This is a genomic window from Streptococcus mitis, from assembly GCF_000722765.2.
GTDB lineage: Bacteria > Bacillota > Bacilli > Lactobacillales > Streptococcaceae > Streptococcus > Streptococcus mitis_AQ.
In genome coordinates this window covers 944723-964089 of the sequence record NZ_CP028415.1, presented here as the reverse complement: position 1 = coordinate 964089, position 19367 = coordinate 944723, and the positions used below count along the sequence as shown (strand labels likewise).

At 30.2% G+C, this 19367-nt stretch carries 17 protein-coding genes; all 17 read left to right on the top strand.

The features are described from left to right. Window positions 1-16 precede the first annotated feature (16 nt). The 17 genes from pezA to SK637_RS04985 all read left to right on the top strand — a co-directional run bounded on the left by pezA (window position 17) and on the right by SK637_RS04985 (window position 19281). Window positions 17-493: a type II toxin-antitoxin system antitoxin PezA gene (gene pezA / locus SK637_RS05065; RefSeq protein ID WP_033688820.1), complete on the top strand. Its 477-nt coding sequence runs from the start codon at window positions 17-19 to the stop codon at window positions 491-493. Beyond that, entirely contained in the window at window positions 493-1263 is a 771-nt protein-coding gene (gene pezT / locus SK637_RS05060) for a type II toxin-antitoxin system toxin PezT (RefSeq protein ID WP_033688819.1), read from the top strand. Before pezA ends, pezT begins: the two co-directional genes overlap by 1 nt. 452 nt (window positions 1264-1715) lie before the next feature. Next, a complete protein-coding gene (locus SK637_RS05055; protein ID WP_033688818.1) occupies window positions 1716-2522 on the top strand; it encodes a hypothetical protein in 807 nt (268 codons plus the stop codon). A 248-nt stretch (window positions 2523-2770) separates the two neighbouring features. Next, window positions 2771-3769, top strand: coding sequence for an LEM-3-like GIY-YIG domain-containing protein (locus tag SK637_RS05050; RefSeq protein ID WP_033688817.1), 999 nt, complete (start codon window positions 2771-2773; stop codon window positions 3767-3769). Between the two features lie 323 nt (window positions 3770-4092). Further along, the gene (locus SK637_RS05045) at window positions 4093-4794 is read left to right on the top strand and encodes a hypothetical protein (RefSeq protein WP_033688816.1); all 702 of its coding nucleotides are present in this window, start codon (window positions 4093-4095) and stop codon (window positions 4792-4794) included. Window positions 4795-4798: 4 nt separating this feature from the next. Then, window positions 4799-5023, top strand: a complete 225-nt coding sequence (locus SK637_RS05040) for a hypothetical protein (RefSeq protein ID WP_033688815.1) — start codon at window positions 4799-4801, stop codon at window positions 5021-5023. Window positions 5024-5116: 93 nt separating this feature from the next. After that, window positions 5117-5683, top strand: a complete 567-nt coding sequence (locus SK637_RS05035) for an HD domain-containing protein (protein WP_033688814.1) — start codon at window positions 5117-5119, stop codon at window positions 5681-5683. 52 nt (window positions 5684-5735) lie between these two features. Next, window positions 5736-6440 (top strand): HAD family hydrolase, encoded by a 705-nt coding sequence (locus SK637_RS05030; protein ID WP_033688813.1) that lies wholly within the window; start codon window positions 5736-5738, stop codon window positions 6438-6440. Further along, window positions 6427-6693 carry a hypothetical protein gene (locus tag SK637_RS05025; RefSeq protein WP_033688812.1) on the top strand — a complete coding sequence of 89 codons (267 nt, stop codon included), beginning with the start codon at window positions 6427-6429 and terminating at the stop codon, window positions 6691-6693. Before SK637_RS05030 ends, SK637_RS05025 begins: the two co-directional genes overlap by 14 nt. Window positions 6694-7114: 421 nt before the next feature. Beyond that, window positions 7115-8908: a KAP family P-loop NTPase fold protein gene (locus SK637_RS05020; RefSeq protein WP_033689001.1), complete on the top strand. Its 1794-nt coding sequence runs from the start codon at window positions 7115-7117 to the stop codon at window positions 8906-8908. Window positions 8909-9169: 261 nt separating this feature from the next. Beyond that, a complete protein-coding gene (locus SK637_RS05015) occupies window positions 9170-10306 on the top strand; it encodes a hypothetical protein (protein ID WP_033688811.1) in 1137 nt (378 codons plus the stop codon). An 84-nt stretch (window positions 10307-10390) separates the two neighbouring features. After that, complete coding sequence (locus SK637_RS05010) at window positions 10391-11341, top strand: helix-turn-helix transcriptional regulator (protein ID WP_033688810.1); 951 nt, start codon at window positions 10391-10393, stop codon at window positions 11339-11341. A gap of 71 nt (window positions 11342-11412) precedes the next feature. Continuing rightward, entirely contained in the window at window positions 11413-11643 is a 231-nt protein-coding gene (locus SK637_RS05005) for a hypothetical protein (protein WP_033688809.1), read from the top strand. Between the two features lie 11 nt (window positions 11644-11654). After that, window positions 11655-14288 carry an AAA family ATPase gene (locus SK637_RS05000; RefSeq protein WP_033688808.1) on the top strand — a complete coding sequence of 878 codons (2634 nt, stop codon included), beginning with the start codon at window positions 11655-11657 and terminating at the stop codon, window positions 14286-14288. Between the two features lie 19 nt (window positions 14289-14307). After that, entirely contained in the window at window positions 14308-14838 is a 531-nt protein-coding gene (locus SK637_RS04995; protein ID WP_033688807.1) for a hypothetical protein, read from the top strand. A 121-nt stretch (window positions 14839-14959) separates the two neighbouring features. Continuing rightward, window positions 14960-18958: an ATP-dependent helicase gene (locus tag SK637_RS04990; RefSeq protein WP_033688806.1), complete on the top strand. Its 3999-nt coding sequence runs from the start codon at window positions 14960-14962 to the stop codon at window positions 18956-18958. A gap of 68 nt (window positions 18959-19026) precedes the next feature. Next, window positions 19027-19281, top strand: coding sequence for a hypothetical protein (locus SK637_RS04985; protein WP_033688805.1), 255 nt, complete (start codon window positions 19027-19029; stop codon window positions 19279-19281). Window positions 19282-19367 lie beyond the last annotated feature (86 nt).

The window sequence follows — 19367 nt, the reverse complement described above, 5'->3', positions numbered from 1 at the left end:
ATTCAAGGAGTTTCCCATGATTGGAAAAAACATAAAATCCTTACGTAAAACACATGACTTAACACAACCTGAATTTGCCCGAATTATAGGAATTTCTCGAAATAGTTTGAGTCGTTATGAAAATGGCACTAGTTCAGTCTCTACGGAACTAATAGATATCATCTGCCAGAAGTTTAATGTATCTTATGTCGATATTGTAGGAGAAGATAAAATGCTGAATCCTGTTGAAGATTATGAATTGACTTTAAAAATTGAAATCGTGAAAGAAAGAGGTGCTAATCTACTATCTCGACTCTATCGTTATCAAGATAGTCAGGGAATTAGCATTGATGATGAATCTAATCCTTGGATTTTAATGAGTGATGATCTTTCTGATTTGATTCATACGAATATCTATCTAGTTGAAACTTTTGATGAAATAGAGAGATATAGCGGCTATTTGGATGGAATTGAACGTATGTTAGGGATATCTGAAAAACGGATGGTGGCCTAGTGGAAATCCAAGATTATACTGATAGTGAATTCAAACATGCTCTAGCGCGGAACATTCGCTCACTGACAAGAGGAAAAAAGTCCAGTAAGCAACCTATAGCGATTTTGCTTGGAGGGCAAAGTGGTGCTGGCAAGACTACAATTCATCGTATTAAACAGAAAGAATTTCAAGGAAATATTATTATCATAGATGGAGATAGTTTTCGTTCTCAGCATCCACACTATTTAGAACTGCAGCAAGAATATGGCAAAGATAGTGTTGAATACACCAAAGATTTTTCAGGTAAAATGGTAGAATCTTTAGTAACAGAATTGAGTTATTTTGGATACAATCTTTTGATAGAGGGAACTTTACGAACGATTGATGTTCCAAAGAAAACAGCACAACTCTTGAAAAATATGGGATATGAAGTGCAATTAGCCTTGATTGCGACAAAGTCTAAGCTGTCCTATCTGAGCACTCTTATCCGATACGAAGAACTGTACGCTATCAATCCAAATCAAGCACGCGCAACTCCAAAAGAACATCATGATTTCATTGTAAATCATCTAGTTGATAATACACGGCAATTGGAAGAACTAGCTATCTTTGAAAGAATTCAAATTTACCAACGAGATAGAAGTTGTATATATGATTCAAAAGAAAATACAACTTCAGCAGCAACCGTTCTTCATGATTTACTATTTGGAGAATGGAATCAAGTGGAGAAAGAGATGCTTAGATCTGGAGAGGAAAGATTGAAAGATTTAACTAATCGAAATGGTTGTTAGATTTTGAATTTTAAAATAAAGCCTATTAAAAATTGCTATCTCTTAGATTATGGTCAAAAAATGGCTTTAAATTAAACTAACAAAGAGAGTATAATTAAAAGTAATAAATCTCACCGTCATTCTTTTTTTATTAATCGTTATTCTCAAAATACTTACAATTTATTGTACTGGTTTTATAATTTTAGTTAATTCTATCTGAACTTTAGTATTAAAAATAATTTGTAGACGGGGAAATGAGAGTTCGTTACAGTTTAGTAGAACCGACGTATACCGAACATCATTTACGGTGGTGTGAAAGATGATATAAATAATATCCTATCTATTGATATTTAAAAGTATTTTCTCACTCAGCTTCTTTTATAATAGAAAACATATTAATAAAATCTATTTTTGTATTTGATATTAAAACATGGTAAAATATAGTTATTCTACAAAAAGAAAGGAAAAACAAAATGACTACAACTAAAAATCCTTGGAATGATATTCTAACAACAACTAACGGGAATAAGAAAGTTATCGTCGCGCGTGATGATTGGGAAATCATTCAAACTATACTAGAATCCGAAAATAAAAACAACTCCACTAAAAGCACTGAACTACATTTGAATTTCTATCCTCAACAATTTGTAGGGGACATTAAAAATGCTGATGTTATTATTTTAGCTAAAAACCCTGGCTATTCTGAAGGATATGAAGAACTTTACAACAATAATAAAAATTATCAGCAAACTTGCTTAGATAGTTTACAATTGAAAAAAGTAGGTTTTTACGCCTTTGAACTTGATGAAGGTGAAAAACTTGGTTACGCAGCAGAGAAATTCAAGTTCTGGTTCGAAGATGCGGGTATGGGTGATCGGTTTAAAACAAACGACGATTATAAAAAACATGTAGACTGGTTTACAAAACATATAGCTTTAGCTGAGTTTTTCCCTTACCATTCTACTGATTATGATAAAAAAATCACTACTCTAGTTGAAAAAAAAGGATATCTTCCTAGTCAACGATTTTTATTTGATTTAATTAAAGAAAGGATTGCAGATGAAAGCAAACCACCTGTAACTATTCTTATTGCGCGTGGTTATGCTGAATGGACTAACGCTATTCCTGAATTAAAAACTTATGAAACATGTTATCGTTCTACTAGTCCACAGGCCGCTTCAGTAAGAGCTAGATGCTTATTAAAAGGAGATGGGAAAGCTAAAATTTCTGCCGAAAAAGAGTTTTTAGAAACTTTGAGCAAATTGTTTAAAGATCTATAAAATAAATATAATAGGCTCTTTTTAATACTTTCGTAAATACGGTACTGTGTAGTTATTAGTAAACCTATATATTGTCCCCAAATTTATTTAGATTATTCTCTAGGATTTTACTTGATTTTAAAGAAAATATAGTTTAACTTATAAATAGTTCAGAATCAGAAAGAAGGTAGAATAAGTGGATTATTTTAATTAATTTCTAATAGTGTGAAGCAGAACTTTTATAATATATTTAAATAGGAGCAAAAAAAATGAATTATCAAAAATTAAATGATATTACTGGTGCTACCAAAAATGAAAAAGATAAATACTATGTTTATGGACTCTATGAAGAAGGTAAGCAACTACCTTTCTATATTGGTAAAGGAGAGGGAGCTCGCCTAATATCACATATTGACGAAGCACTGACAGAAGTAGCTCAAGAAGAAAACATACAAATTAGTAAAAAAATTCAAATTATTAGAAAACATAAGGGCAACATTATACCTGTAATCATTAAATTTGGTTTAACAGAGCACGAAGCTTTTATGGCTGAATCGGCATTAATTAATCTTATTAATTTTTCAAAAGGAGATGAAGAATTAACAAATATAGTTAGCGGACATGCTTCAAAAAGAGAAAAAACGACAATCTCCAAAGATGGACTGATTCAGGCTAGAACAATTGATAACTTTATTGATAACTACGCCTTATCTGATTTTGATTTTTCAACGATTAAGGAGAAATGTGTACTCATTAAAATCAATAGTAGCTTTCAAGCCGATGATACTACAGAAGATATTTATCACAATGTACGTGGTGTTTGGAATATTTCTGAATCACGCAAAAAAGACTTAGAGTATGCTCTTGCATTATATCGTGGTGTTTGTGTTGGTATTTATAAAATTCAAGGTTGGAAGAAAGCTTACGAACATTCCTCAGAGTTTCCTTTCCCAACAAGGAAAGAAGGGGGTAAAATAGAAACTAGTGAAGAAACTATTGTGAAATATTCTAATATAGAGGATTTAAAAAAAGATTATCCAGAATTATATAAACGCAGTTTCTCTAATTCAGAATTTCCCCAGAAATCTTTAGATAAATGGAGAAATAGAAGTTTCTTTTATGGCAACTGGGATGGATCAGATGTACCTCAACACCTTGCTCAATGTCTAAATAAGCGAATTATTAACATCCCTAAATTCTCTAAATCTGTTAAAGAATTTAAATCTATTGATAATCAAGCAACTGTTATCTATAATGATCTTAAATAGCTTTAAATCTAGCTCTCGTAATAACTTTTTTTATTAATTGTAGTAAGTTTAAAGCAATCTATCTTCTTAAAATATGATTTCGTTGTATAGATATACAAACATTATTCTGTTAACTATTTCATTTTTAAACTTCTGGTATAGTCTTTTATTAGAATTTAATTAAAGTCAATATTTTTATGTCAAGACACATAGTATCAATGCTTTTTAATGCCTTGTATTATGTGTTTTTGATTTGTTAAAAAAATTTATACCATAGACAAAATATGTCTACCTTATGCTGTATAATACTTATATAGAAATAAGAGAAAGAAGGTAAATGATATATGGCAAATTCATCAGAAGCACATGGCAGAGTTTATATTAAAGCATCAAATCTTAAAACTATAGAGTATTTTCTATTAATTCAAGAAGAAAGAAACAAATATGTTTATTATCCAACTGATATTATAGATAATCAATCTGACATATCAGATGTAGTCTCAGCAAGAACGACTCAAGAAAATGGCTATTATATATGCAACATGTGGTTTACTGCTGAGGGTAGATGGTGTTTTGAAAATAATATAGATGACTTTTTTGATTGTACTTTATTTCAAGATACAGATGATGTTCTTATAAGACAAATAAAGGAATATGTTTCTAGTCAAGATATTCAAATCAAATTTGAGTATGTAGATGCTGAAGCTAGTCAGAATTTTGTTAAGGAACAAGAAGCAACAATTACATATAATTCAAAAACAAAAGATATAAGTATAGATGTTAAAACCATAAAGGAACTACCTTACACAGCAGAAAACCTAATAGTTTATGGATACTATGAGTGTGATGAAATTGTTTCCGTTCAATTTTTGCTTGATTACTATGATGATTATTTAAGACGAAATGAATTTTATTTAAAACATAAAGATGAAATTGTCCCTATTTTAGAAAAGCAACAAGAAAAAGAAGAAATCTTCTTTTTCTTAGAATCACTTGAATCATCAATTCCTGAGTTAAAAGAATATGTAGAAAAGAATAAGGAGTAATAAATTGAAAGCTATTATAAAAAATCCAAAAAGACTATTTGAACTTTTGAGATTATATTTTGTTCCAGTAAAAGGTAGGAAAGTAGTTCATGTACCAGCGTATGCTTATAAGGAAGATGAAAATGAAAAGATTTATCTCCATAACAATAAACTTCATTTATCTAAAAAGATGTTTGAATTTCTAGTAAACCAAGGAGTAGATTTAGTAGAATGTCCTGCAGATAAATAATTCATTTTGCTCTTGATTAACTTTACTTGATTTTTAAATCAAAAAGCGCATTGATAATACAATCCAACAAAGATTAGAAGGGAATATAAGTTTATGACAAATCCAAAAGAATTCGCATTAACTGCTCACAAAAATCAAACAAGAAAAGGGAAAATCACACCTTATTCATTTCACTTATTTTTGGTCAATAATATATTAGAAACACTAACAGAAGATTCAAATATTATTGCTACTGGATGGTTACACGATACTGTTGAAGATACCGATGTCAGTCTTGCAGATATTAAACAAGAATTTAATGATGAAATTTATTCATATATGTCTTTGGAATCTGAAGATAAATCAATTAAAGATTGGCAAACTCGTAAAGAGCTTCAATTGACAAAATTTCGAGAAGTAGCAGAAGATGAGTCGCTAAGAAAAGTTTTACTTGTAACTTTTTCTGATAAATTAGCGAATTTAATGGAACTGTATCAAGATTACTTAATAATTGGTGATTTACTATGGGACCGTTTTAATTCAAAGGATCCGAAAAAACAACTATGGTACTTTAACGAGTTTTATAAAATCTTTAAAGATAACCAAGATTTATTTTCGAAAAACAAAGATATTTTAAATAACTATAAAGAAATTTTAAAGCTTTTATTCCATAACAATTAAAAAGATGTTTTTAAAATTATATTTCAATTAAATGTAATTAGAAAGGAAACAAATGAATAAACCAATAGCAGCTATATTTGATATCGACGGAACAATTTTTAGAGATTCCTTACTTTTAAAGCATATGGAAAAGTGTGTTTCCTATGATGTATTTCCAAATAGTGTCAATGCTGAAATTAAATTTCACAAAAATGCTTGGGAAAATAGAGAACTAGACTATGATGACTATCTTTATATTGCTGCAACACTTTATACAAAATATATTGCAGATAAAGATGTACTTGATATTGATTTTGTCGCTAAAAAAGTTATTGAAAAAGAAAGTAAAAAACTTTATCGATATACTCGTGATCGGATCAAATGGCATAAGGAGCAGGGGCACCAGATTATATTTATTTCAGGTTCTCCTAATTTCTTAGTCTCAAAAATGGCAGAAAAATTGGGTGCAGATATCTGGTATGCAACAAATTATCTTCAACTTGATAATAAGTACACTGGAGAAGTGATTCCTATGTGGGACTCAGTTTCAAAATTAAAAGTCTTAAAAAAATTGTTTATTGATTTCGAAAAATCCTATGCTTATGGTGATACGACTGGTGATTTTACAATGCTTCAATCTGTAGGTTTTCCGACAGCAATAAATCCCAATAAGAAATTGTTGGACAAGATTACAAAAGAGAAACTAGACTGTAAAATCATTATTGAGAGAAAAGATGTGATTTATAAACTAGATGAGGTCACGCATGGAATTTATTAAAGCTGCGAATCAATTTATAGAAAATTATTATCAAAAAGTAGATCTCGACCGTATTGAAAGTATAGAAATAGGAATAAGGGATTCTGAAAAATATTCTCGATATTTTTTAGAAATTCAGAAACAATCTGAAAACTTTGATTATGATTTCTTTAATTTTGATAACATAGATTATTATGAAGTGGATGAGTCTGTTCATTTTAAACAGATTATTAACTTAGAGAATAGTTCCTATGTGTTTTGGAAAGATTATTAATTTTAACAACTAAGACATTAGATTTCAGCTCTTAGAAAATAATGTTTAAAAATTTGAGCTGGTAAGAACTTAATTGAGTATACCAATAGGTATTTAATCGGATATAAATTGCTCGTGGTTAATATTTATGGTAAAATTAACAAAAAGATATGGAAACACTTACAAGTCATTGCACAATTTTAAAATGTGATCATAGTCTTTAACGTAGATTTTAATTTAGCTTGTAAGAGTTCATTCAAAAAATACCTAGGAGATAGGTGTTGTATTGTTTCTTGTGTAAGGGGGAAGTGCAGTTTTTAATATATATGTTACAAAAAAATAATCGAATCTTTCTACAAACAAAAGAAGATTCAATGTATATGTTTAATCACTCTATTTTGGAGTGATTTGTCTTATTTTTATATTTATGAAAGGATTGCTTATGAGCGGCTCATTTTCTGATAGTCCTACCCACGATGACAAATTTAGCATTGAGAACTATATTAATGGTTTATCAAATTTTATTACTGAGTGTGAAACACCTTTAACGATTGCAATTCAAGGAGACTGGGGTACTGGAAAAACCAGTATTATGTATCAAGTTGAGAAAAGATTAAATCCTGAAAAACAAGATAAAAAAATTCAGACTATTTTCTTCAATACTTGGCAATACTCACAGTTTGATATGGGAAATAATTTAGCAGTAGCATTAATTACGGATTTAATTAGTGAGTTAAATGTAGAAGATTCAAAAAAGAAACAGTTTTTTAAAAAAGCAAAAGGTGCGCTATCTAAAGGCTTAGAATATGTAAATTTAGACTTTGGCATACTAAATGGCGAAAAATTAACTGAAAAATTTCAAGATTTAATCATAGGTTTTGGTGAGAGAACTGATGATATCAAGCACTTAAAAGAAAACTTACAAGACATTATTAATGATGCCATTAAGGAAAATAAAAGTGACCGAATAGTTATTTTTATTGACGATCTGGATCGATTAGTTCCTGAAAAGGCCATAGAACTCTTAGAAGTTTTAAAATTATTTTTAGACTGTGAACATTGCGTCTTTGTATTGGCTATAGATTATAATGTTGTTGTTAGAGGTGCAAAAAGTAAATATGGTAAAGATTTAGATGATGAAAAGGGGAAAGCTTTCTTTGAAAAAATTATTCAAGTTCCATTTACAGTACCAGTAGCAAATTATGATTTACAGAATTTTATTGAGTCCTCACTTAAAAAACTTGATTTTTGTTTTGATAAAGAAAAAGATAGAAAACAGTTAGAAACAATCACTCAATTAATTAGATATTCTATTGGAAATAATCCTCGTAGCATTAATAGACTTTTTAATTCAGTTAGCCTCTTAATGTATATCAATAATGGAGATAAAGTAGATCATGATGAAAAATTGATGATATTAGCAATGGTATGTTTCCAATTAAGATTCGAGGAAGCATACAACTATCTATTGACAGCATATAATAATAGTCCTGAGAATAGTGATGATATAGAATCTTACTTGATAGATTTATTAGAAAATTCATTTGAACTATTAGATGATGATGTTGATTATAATTCATTAGTATCACTTGTTGGAAAATTTACATTTAAAGATAAGAAGGATAGAGACGATTTTAACAATTTCTATAGAACTTTGAAAGAATTACTTGGATATAATGAACAAGGATTAACCATGGAACAATTTAACAAACTAATTGAAAAAATGACATTTTCAAATGCAGTTTCAATTGGAAATACCGATACAATTACAGCAGATAAGAAAAAACAAAATCATGCTCCAAACGAAGATGTGCAGTTTGTAATTCGTAAACTATTTAATACTTTAGTTGGTGATGAAAATTATTTTGATCTTAAAAAGCCAGAATTATTCGGTAAAGAAACCCGAGAAAAACGAGAAGCTTCTTTATCTGAAGAATTTATTTCGATTCCAAATGAATTTGATAGAATCAGATTAACAAGAGGAAAAGGACAAGGTTTAAATATATACTCTTCACATAATAAATCAAATTTTATTTATATTTCAGGGGATACGCACGGCCGAATGCTTAATGATGGAATGGCAATTGTTGTTAATAACAATTTGGTAGAAAAAATAAAAGATAATATTTTAGCTAGAGACTTGCAAGATGAGAAACTTTATCAAGAATTTGAGAAGAATTTTAAAGAAAACTTAAATAAACTATTATCTAAGGCAAGTAAAATCTTGAATGATTAAATAAATTTAAAAATAACTAAACTATAAATTTATAAATTAGTAATCATGTACAAATAGAGACTGATGAAAAGACACTTTCTGTTTAAAATTATCTTTTCCTAAAAAATTAAATAACACTCTATATGATTTAGTTTTGTAATGGATATAGATTAATAAAATCTTGATGAAATTTTATATATAGACATTAATTGTCTATGAAATGTTGTAAAATGATATTGTTGATGAAATTAATATCAAAATAATAAAAGTGAGGATAGATTTATGTCAGAAAAGCAAACTAAAAATACCTTAAAAGAACCTTTAAAAATATTGCTTGAAACATATCATAATAAAGTAGGTAAAATTAACAACTCTTCGGAACTCTTCGATATTTATAGCCCGTGGAATGATTCTAATATAGAAAAAATGCTAGACTCTTTTGATGTAGCTTTAAAAACTGACAGTAATACTTTCTCTTGGTTGGAAATTGAGAAAGATTTACCTAAAAGTACAGATGTCAATATTAATTACGGATTACCCAATCATATAAAAGGAAATATTGATGAAGCAACATTATTTTTATGTTTAGTGAATCCAAATATTGATGATATAAAAACCAATAAGTCTGATGGTGTTCGCACGTATTATGAAAAAGCAAGAGAATTAAATAGTAGAGATAAATCATTAAATATAGTTAATTCCTCAAGAGAATTCATACAAGATCGTAATTTTTTAACAAAACATATTGTTGATGTGAGTGAAAATAGTAGCATTTTATTTAATGAATTGGAGTTTTTACAGTATAAATTAAAGGGTAACGGAAATAATTATTTTAAAAATGATGCTTATTATTTCGAACACTATTTACAACAGTTTATAAAAGAATTTCTTGGTAAAACAGATACTTTTAAAGTTTTTATTGAGAATCTGAAAGAGTATGAATGGGAAGAATTAGAAAAAATGTCTAAAAAAATAGCTGATTTAGAGGCTTTTCCATTTAGAAGTCAAAATCCAAATTTTATATATAAAGAAGGTAATAAAGAAACTAATTTTACAAATCTACTGATTGAATCAGATAGTAAAGTTAATTTGTTAAGTGCAAGAGTGATTATTTGGAGAATCGTTAAGCATTTAGAGTCATCTCAACATAAACCCGCATTTATATTGAGAAGGTTTAATACTTTTTGGTTACCTACTATATCTAAAGTTTTAGAACAAGACTTGAATTTTACAAAAGAAGAAATAAATCAAATCATAAACGCATTAGATGAAGAATACTTTTTTACTGTTAGGGAAAAAGATTTTAACGGTCAATCAAGCTATTTTGGGCGAAATTTTTGTAAAAATAATAAAAGAATAAGTAATAGTAGTTTTAAACATTTAGTTCAAGAAACCTTAGGGGAATATGTGAAAAAATAAAGTGAAGTTGTATTTATGTTATCAGCTTTAGAAAATAAAGATTTCAATAAATTATTTTAAATTAATAGAATCGATTGGTAAGATATGAAACCACAAGAACGACTTTTAACAATCTTTCTCCGTTTACAAGCTGGTCAGAGGCTTTCAAAAGCTCAATTAAGTGAAGAATTTGAGATTGATAATAGAACTGCACAAAGATATATAAGTAATTTGAAAAGTTTTTTGCAAGATCAGCATATACATAATACAGAGATAAAATTCGATACTTCAGATAACACCTATCGTTTGATTGGTAAAACAACTTTTAATAAAAAGGATATTTTGGTAATCTCAAAAATACTTTTAGAGAATCGTGCACTAAACGAATCCGAACTAAAATCCTTGCTCGAAAATCTTCTATCTTTGCTCTCGATTGAAGAACAAAAAGAGATAGAAGCCATTATTGGTAGTGAGCGTTATAACTATAAATCACTGACTAATGATAAGGACAGAATTGACACAATTTGGTTTTTATCGGAAGCTATTCGCAGGAAACAAATGCTCGAAATAGAATATAAAGCTCCGTTGAAAGATGTCAAAAGCCACATCATTTTTCCTGTTTCCCTCTATTATGATGCCCACTATTTTTATTTAGTTGCTTACCATTTGAAACATGAAAAGTATACAACGTATCGAGTTGATAGAATTGAGACTCTTAGTAAATCTCATATAAAGAAACCAGTGATTGAACATAAGGATAAGTATAAAGATGGGGAGGTTCGAAATCAAAAAGTAGATGCTTTTGAAGGAAGAAAAATTGATGTTACTTTAATCTATAAAGGAAATGCTGAAATTGTTTTAGATCAGTTTCCAGAGCATAAAATTCTTTCTGAGAATTATGATGAAATAAAAGTAAAAATTACAAGTCAAAACACTCCAGGTCTCAAACGATGGATTCTAGGGCAAGGTGAGGCAGTAACTCTTTTATCACCTCAAAAGTTGATTGAAGAAATACAAGAATCTCTTGAAAAAACATTAAAAAATTATAAAAAATGAAGAGGTAGACAAATTTTGTCTACCTCTTCATTTATAATAGAGATACAGATAAGGAAAGAAGGTAACAATAGATGTATAAATGTGAAATAAGAGAAGATTTTGAAATAGAATGGTTAGAAAATATAAAAGAAGTAATAGAGTTTCATGGGAGGTATGTTACTGGTGATATGATTTCGCTAACTTTATCTGATCTAAGACACTTAGCAGAGGGGAAATTTCTTGCTTGGAATGTAGAGGATGCGTATTCACAAGTATTGTATCTTGATGAAGATGTTAAGGAAACACTAAAAAAATTATTGTAAGGGGAAATCATATGTCAAAAAAACATACTGTAGAATATAAAGTTAGTCGCCAATTAAAACTTGCTTTGAAAGAATTGTCTAATCGTATTCTTAAAAAAGAGTATAAAGTGATAGAAAGTCAGGATATTCTGTTTAGTCTATTGGATGTAAGGGATACAGGAATAGGATATGCTTTAGGATATTATTCTTTAACAAAAGGCAAATTGTTAAAGGAATTTGCTAATGGAAAAATGATTGGAAGTAGACCTCGTACCAATATTGAGAGCGAAGAATTAGAAGCTTTTTCTAAAAGAAGGATAATCCATAATCAAATTACTTCTTCACCTGTAGAAATCATAAAAGAAGCACCCTCTTCTTACTATTTTGCTGAATGTGATGAATTTCCAATGTCTGAATATATGAAATCTATCTTTGATTTTGCTGAAGAGATGCGCTTGCAAAATTCTCCTGATGGTGTCATTGATTCTTATTGGATTCTATCTGGAATTTCCCAAGAGCAGGAAACAAATGCAAATCACTTAATTTACAAACAATACTTGTTGAGTGGTAGAAATAGTTACTCAGAAGATGGATTGCTAGATGTTTTTACAAATTCATGGTTTAGATTTCGTGCGCTAACAGATGGAAAAGCGGAGAGAGATAGAGCCAGCAAAGAAAAAAGAGCAGCACATATCTCCTCTAAATTATCAAATCCAGATTACTCTCTTTTAAATGATATAGCTACAGATATCACTTCGAAGGCTCTTAATGGAGAGTTAATGGAGGTTGTAGGACGTGATGATGAGATTCGAAAAGTGGAGATTGCCCTCACACGTAGAGATAAAAACAATGTAGTGCTACTAGGAGATGGAGGCGTTGGTAAGTCGGCTATTGTAGACGGTATTGCAATGCGTATCTCTAGAGATGAGGTTTTATCTCTTAAGGGAAAGAAAATCCTTCAATTTAATTTAAATGATTTGCATGCAACACTGAATGCTTATACGAGTGAAGGTATCAATAGATTCATAGAAGAAATGAAGCGGGAAAAAGATATTATCTTATTTATTGATGAAATTCATATGTTAGGAAGAGCCAAATCTTTAACAGATTTATTCAAGCCTTTAATGGCACGGGGAGATTTTCGAATTATTGGAGCAACCACCTCGTCAGAGTGGAATACATATGTTTCAGGTGACACTGCTTTTGTACGTCGCTTTGAGAAAGTAATTGTAGAGGAACCAAGTATCGAAGATACAGTGAAAATTGTTGAGACAATAGCACCTGCATATGAAAATTTTCATCATGTAAATTTTGAACAAGACACAATCGAACTAGCGGTGAGACTTGCCAAGAAGTATTTAAAAGGAGAAAAACTACCCGACTCCGCCTTTACAATCATTGATAATGCAGGTGCTTTGGTCCGGATTGAAGCCAAACAAGAAGTTACTCTGATTAGAGACTATCAAAATGAAGTCAATGAGTTGAAGGAAGAATTGGAAAAAGCACAAGCTATTGAATACAATGAGGAGGCTATAGAAGAAATAAGAGAAAGACTTGAAAATAAACTTGGTGAATTTCTAGGGGCTCGCAACAACTTAACTGTTAGTAAGTATGAGCTTAAAATTTCAAAAGATGACATAAAGAAAGCGGTAGAACAAAAAGCAGGTGTTGAAGTTAAGGAACAAGACATGAAGGTTGGAAAAGAAGCTGAGGGACAAGAATTACTTCGTCTTTCCAAATTAAAAAATACTTTAGCAGAAAAAGTTATTGGCCAATCAGATGCTACAAATTCGGTCGCAGAAGCTGTAATTCGTTCAAAAACAGGATTTAGAAATCCTAAACGTCCTATCGGAGTCTTTTTGTTCCTAGGTACTAGTGGCGTAGGTAAAACAGAAACAGCAAAGATATTATCAGAAGAGCTAACAGGTTCAGTAGAGGATCTTATTCGATTGGATATGTCAGAATACCAACAAGAACATGAAGTTTCAAAATTAATTGGTGCTCCTCCAGGTTACAAAGGATTTGGTCAAGGGGGAGTTTTAACAAATGCTGTTAAAAGAAATCCGAAAGCAGTTGTACTTCTTGATGAGATTGAAAAAGCTCACCCTAAAGTCTATGATTTAATGTTACAAGTTTTTGATGATGGTATCCTAACGGATGCTATGGGACAAAAAGTTGATTTTACCGATACGATTATTATCTTAACCTCTAATCTAGGTTTAAATGCCATTAAAAAAGATAAAAAGGTTGGTTTTTCAAGAATTGAAACGCAAGAACAATCTGAACAAACCATTCGAGAACAGACGATGGAAGCTGTTCAAAACTTTTTCCGTCCGGAATTATTAAATCGTATAGATGAAATTGTAACCTTTAAACCTTTTACGGAAGAATCAATTCTTCAAATTACAAAATTATTACTTGAAAAAGAAGTAAACATCATTAAGGATAGTGGTTATGAACTGGAATTTTTCGAAGATGCAATCGAATTACTTGCTAAAAAGACATATGATCCTGAAAACGGCGCTCGCCCAATTAGGAGAGGTATTACAAAATTAGTTGAAACACCATTGTCAGAGTTAATTATCAATGGTTGTCTCAATAAAGGAGACAAGGTAGTTGTATATTCAGATGGAGTTGAATTACTTTTTGAAGTTTTAAAGAGATAATCCATGAAAGGAGAAAAGTATGGGACTTTCTTATGCACCCCAGTATACATGGACGGATCATTTTGCACAAAGAGCTCAGGAACGGTTTGAGGTGAATGCAGACTCTCTTTCTAAATGGGTTGGAAGGCAAATTGCTAGCTTAACTATTTATGATTCGACGGTCGAACAACGGCCAGAAGAGAAAAAATATGTTTCGGATTATGGGGTAATTTTTGTATGTAATACAATCGAACAAAAATTTATTACTTGTTATGAGGCAAATGATGTTATTATGGAAGGAAAGAAGATTACCATTCATGAATATAATGTTGACTCATTCAAGGAAGAAGTTGAAAATTTAGCAAGAAAATATTACTTAAAGGATGCTAAGGAAATGTTATTAAGTGTAGAGAGTCATTTAAATAGTTTCCAAGAAATTTCCCAAAAAATAATGTCCGGAAGACTAACTAGGCAAAACTATAATCTTCTTGGGAACTTAATTGATGAGTTTCATGCGGTTAAAGCTGCAATGAGAGTTATTGAAACAAAACGAGGTGATTTTAATATTTAGGTTTTCTTTTCTTATAGATTCTAAAATACTTAAGTCAGTATTTAACACCATATGTGAAAACGCTTTTAAATATGGTATAATTAACACAATAGAAGTACTTATAGTTGAGTGAGGTAAAACGATGACAACAGAAGATTTTAAAACTTTATTTAAAGAAGAATATGATAAACTTAATAAACAACAGAAAAAAGCAGTTGATACGGTGGAAGGACCTGTTATGGTTATTGCTGGTCCTGGTACAGGTAAAACTCAAATTCTGTCACGTCGTGTCGCAAATATTTTAACAAATTATCATACAAGTCCAGAAGAAATTGTCTGTTTAACATATACAGAGGCAGGTGCATCAGAAATGTTGGATAGATTAGAAAAATTGATTGGAGAAGAAGGACGTAAGGTAAGAGTATCGACAATCCATGCTTTTTGTAGTGAGTTAATCTTAAGAAACTCTGAAATTTTCGGTGGACAACCCCAAATTATCTCAACAGCAGCCAAATATGAAATCCTAAAAGAAATTATGGATGAATATGTTATAGAAGGGAATCCTCTTTATAAAAACTCTGGTAAACGTTATTCTGCTAAAGACCAGCTATTAGAACTTTTTTATAAAATGAAACGTGAAAATCTGAACAAGGAGGATTTTGAAAAAGAGATAGATGAATACTTTAAAATGATTGATTTATCTATACCTGGAGATGATTTGTATAGTAAATTCAAATATGCTAGAAATACTAAAGATAAGAAAGTTGGAGATTACAAAGATAATGCGATAAACGAATTACAAGAAAATACTAAAAAATTACTTGCTGGAGTTGATATTGTTAAAAAATACAGTAATGATATCAGTAACCATAATTATTTTGACTTTGATGATATGATTCTTTGGACTATTGAAAAGTTGGAGGAAGATGATACTTTCCAAAGAAGTGTATCTGATACAATAAAATATTTATTTGTTGATGAGTTTCAGGATACTTCAGTTGTTCAGAATAAACTTGTAGATTTACTAGTAAAAGGAAAAGACAATCCAAATATTTTTGTTGTAGGGGATGATGATCAAAGTATTTATCGTTTCCAAGGAGTAAGTGCAAATAATATTCGAGATTTTGATAAGAAGTATAAACCTACGAAAATAGTACTTGATGAAAATTACCGTTCTTCCCAAGCTATCATTGACGCTTCAAGACAACTAATCAGTCATAATCCAAGAGAAGAGAAACTTCTCATTGCAGCAGGAGCTAACAAAGATTATGACTATCAATTGCCAATCTTGAAATCCTACGCAAATGCAAAAGCTGAAATGTTTGGTGTACTTACTGAGATTAAAGAGTTGATTGATTCGGGTGTATCTCCTGATGAAATCGGAGTCATTTATGGAAGAAATTCTTACGGAGAAGAGTTTGCGAAGATTCTTCGTGATAATGGTATTTTCGTTCAAATGAAAGAAAATAAAGATTTATTTAGTGAACCTTTTTTCAAAAAAATTGTAGCTATTTTAAAATATCTTTGCCAACCATCAAGAAATGTTAGAGAACTTCGAAAAATTGTATATTTTGATTTCTTTGAGATAGAACTATCAGAAATCGCTATGATACGGAATCTAAAGAAAGATGAAAAAATTTCAATTTCCACTATAGCAGAAATTGATAAAAAATTAGAAATCGTTCGCAAAAAAGTAAATAAATCATCAAAATACCTATCGCCTATGTATGTCCTTAGCGATGTATTAAAATCTTTAAGTATCGATGAGTATATTATGAAGTCAAAAGAAAAATATCATTTGGTTTCTGTTTTAAATGAACTTTACAAGTTAATGTTGATGGAATGCCACATCCATCCTAAATTGACTGTAAAAGAATTTTTAAATCAATTATCAGCTTTAGAAGAAATGGGAATTAGTCTACCAATTGAAGATATCTCAGGTTCTCCAAGTAACTGCGTTCAATTAATGACAGCTCATGGTTCCAAAGGATTGGAGTTTGAACATGTATTTATAATGAAATGCAATGATGGAAAGAAAAAGAGTGAAGCTTGGCCAGGAGGTGAAAATAATTCAGGTAGATTCGCTTATCCACCAAGTTTAAATGGAAAAGATGAAAATGAATCTCAACTAAAAGAAGAGGAGAACCGTCGCTTGTTTTATGTTGCCATGACTCGGGCAAAGAAGGTGCTCCATCTCTCTTATTCTGATGATTCTACTAAAACCCACTTAATTAATGAATTTGAGGAATTTATTGATGAGGTAGACGTGACAGAATCTTTTGAGGATCGTCAATCTGTAGATAAAGTAGTAATACCGAAATTTTCTAACGATGTTCTCAATGAAATTTTTGACGAATTGAGTTTAAGCGTTAGTACATTAAATTCTTTTCTTAAATGTCCTTTGAGTTTTTATTTCAATAAGGGATTAAAATTACCATCTGAAACAAACGAAGCTATGGTATTCGGTAGCATCATTCACGAAGTCTTAGAAAAAATATATATTTCTGTAGATGGTTCACAAAGTTCAGAATTAACTGCAAAAACAGTACTTTCTCCAGAAGAAGCTTTAAAATTATTTGAGACAGTCTTTGAAGAAAAATCTTATCAATTGACTTCAGATAGAATAAAGAAAGATGACTATGCTAGAGGGAAAAAGATTATCGAAAATCTTTACAAGAAAGCTGGCTACCTCAAAGATGGTGTAGTTGCAGTTGAGGTACCTATTCAAGGTGTTCGACTAGGCGATATTTTAAATACCACCGTAGACCTATCGGAAGTATCTGATATCGAGATAAACGGAAAAATCGATAAAATTGAATCCGAATGCAATATAGTACGTCTAATTGACTATAAAACAGGAAATGCTGAAAATGCTAAAAAGAAATTAGTAGCTCCGAGTGAAAAAGTCCCTCTAGGTGGTGATTATTGGCGTCAGGCTGTATTTTATTATATCCTGTTCAAAAATGCCGGTATCGATATTTCTGACAAAGAAATACTAGTTAAGTATGTTTTTGTTGAGGATTCAATGAATGAAGATGGTTTTTCTGAAACTGAAGATATACGAATCACTCAAAAGGAAGTTGATATAGTGCTTAATCAGATTAAAGAGTCTATTATGAAAATTAAACAAGGTGATTTTAACTGTGGTTGTGGAGTTTTGAAAAAGGACAGAGATAATTACCCATGCGACTACTGTCTCCAAGTATTGGCTAACACAGCACCTAAATTTGATAATACTGAAGCCTTAGAGGTTGCGACTTATCAACAAACACGGGGAAATTATAAGAGTTTAAGCGTTAGCAAATTGAATCGTTACCTGCGTTGTCCAAAGAGTATCTACTTTGATGATGTTTTACAGTTATCTCAAGCAGCAGGATTATCATCAGGAGCAAAAGAAAAATCTACAAAAATAACAATCAATCATGCCCCCACAGGCCCCGTATTTGGGACTGCAATTCATGAAACAATGGAAAAAATCTATAAAGAAGATTTACAATTAGAGGAAGCGATTGAATTCTATGATAGTTCATTGTACTCTCATCAAGAGGAAATCATTGATACAATGTCTGTAGAAGAATTAAAAGAATACGGACATAACTTGCTGACTAATCTTTTTGAATATTATATTCCAAATAGTTTAAAAGGAGAGCATGTTTTCTTAGAGAAAGAACTTCGTGTTAAATTAGGAGATAATTACTTAATCAATGGGATTATCGATAAGCTTGAATTTGATAATGATCTTATTCGAGTTGTAGATTATAAGACAGGTTCTGCTCAAAGAGGTATTGAGGAGCTAGAAGTTGGACATGATTATTGGCGTCAAGCAGTCTTCTATAATCTTTTATTAGAAAATTCTTCTGAAATAGATATGACTGATAAACGAATTGAAACTCAGTATATTTTTCTTGATGACAATAGTACTGAAAGTGGCTATTCAATTCACACTATACAAGTTACGAAAGAGGATTTAGACTTAGTTACATCACAAATTCAAAACTTTTGGTCTCATATGAATACAGCTGATTTTACTGGTAGTTGTGGTAAAAACGATTGTGATTATTGTCGATTAGCTGAGTTTGTTGATTTTGAATTATTAAAAGAAAATATAGAATCTGGAAAAGAAAGTAATTTAGTTAATTAAGCAATCTAAATCATTTACTAGTATAGAATGCTAAGTTAAGTTTCCTAATAATAATTACGAGGTAAATAATGGAATATGTTGAGGCTGTTAATCAATTTATAGAGAGACATTATAAAGAGAAGGATATCCATCATATAGAGATAGATTTTTGGGGTAACAAAAATCATCCTCATAGCTTGTACATATACAAACATTCTAAAAAAATTGAGTATGATTATTTTTTCTTTGATTCTATTGATTATTATGAAGAGCCAGATTTTCTAGAGTTTAAGTATATCGTTCATTTAGAAAATATTACGTATATATTTTGGCAGGAAGACTAGGCATTATATAAAATAACTATATTTAAAATCAACATCAGTTATTAACTCTATAATATTCGTAATGGTGAAAACTAATATGAATATTA

Bases quoted from the DNA above. Each gene is read 5' to 3' on its own strand.
- SK637_RS04985 (WP_033688805.1), top strand. From the start codon at position 19,027: ATGGAATATGTTGAGGCTGTTAATCAATTTATAGAGAGACATTATAAA.
- pezA (WP_033688820.1), top strand. From the start codon at position 17: ATGATTGGAAAAAACATAAAATCCTTACGTAAAACACATGACTTAACA.
- SK637_RS05055 (WP_033688818.1), top strand. From the start codon at position 1,716: ATGACTACAACTAAAAATCCTTGGAATGATATTCTAACAACAACTAAC.
- SK637_RS05045 (WP_033688816.1), top strand. From the start codon at position 4,093: ATGGCAAATTCATCAGAAGCACATGGCAGAGTTTATATTAAAGCATCA.
- SK637_RS04995 (WP_033688807.1), top strand. From the start codon at position 14,308: ATGGGACTTTCTTATGCACCCCAGTATACATGGACGGATCATTTTGCA.
- SK637_RS05035 (WP_033688814.1), top strand. From the start codon at position 5,117: ATGACAAATCCAAAAGAATTCGCATTAACTGCTCACAAAAATCAAACA.
- SK637_RS05000 (WP_033688808.1), top strand. From the start codon at position 11,655: ATGTCAAAAAAACATACTGTAGAATATAAAGTTAGTCGCCAATTAAAA.
- SK637_RS05015 (WP_033688811.1), top strand. From the start codon at position 9,170: ATGTCAGAAAAGCAAACTAAAAATACCTTAAAAGAACCTTTAAAAATA.
- SK637_RS04990 (WP_033688806.1), top strand. From the start codon at position 14,960: ATGACAACAGAAGATTTTAAAACTTTATTTAAAGAAGAATATGATAAA.
- SK637_RS05020 (WP_033689001.1), top strand. From the start codon at position 7,115: ATGAGCGGCTCATTTTCTGATAGTCCTACCCACGATGACAAATTTAGC.
- SK637_RS05005 (WP_033688809.1), top strand. From the start codon at position 11,413: ATGTATAAATGTGAAATAAGAGAAGATTTTGAAATAGAATGGTTAGAA.
- SK637_RS05010 (WP_033688810.1), top strand. From the start codon at position 10,391: ATGAAACCACAAGAACGACTTTTAACAATCTTTCTCCGTTTACAAGCT.
- SK637_RS05025 (WP_033688812.1), top strand. From the start codon at position 6,427: ATGGAATTTATTAAAGCTGCGAATCAATTTATAGAAAATTATTATCAA.
- SK637_RS05050 (WP_033688817.1), top strand. From the start codon at position 2,771: ATGAATTATCAAAAATTAAATGATATTACTGGTGCTACCAAAAATGAA.
- SK637_RS05030 (WP_033688813.1), top strand. From the start codon at position 5,736: ATGAATAAACCAATAGCAGCTATATTTGATATCGACGGAACAATTTTT.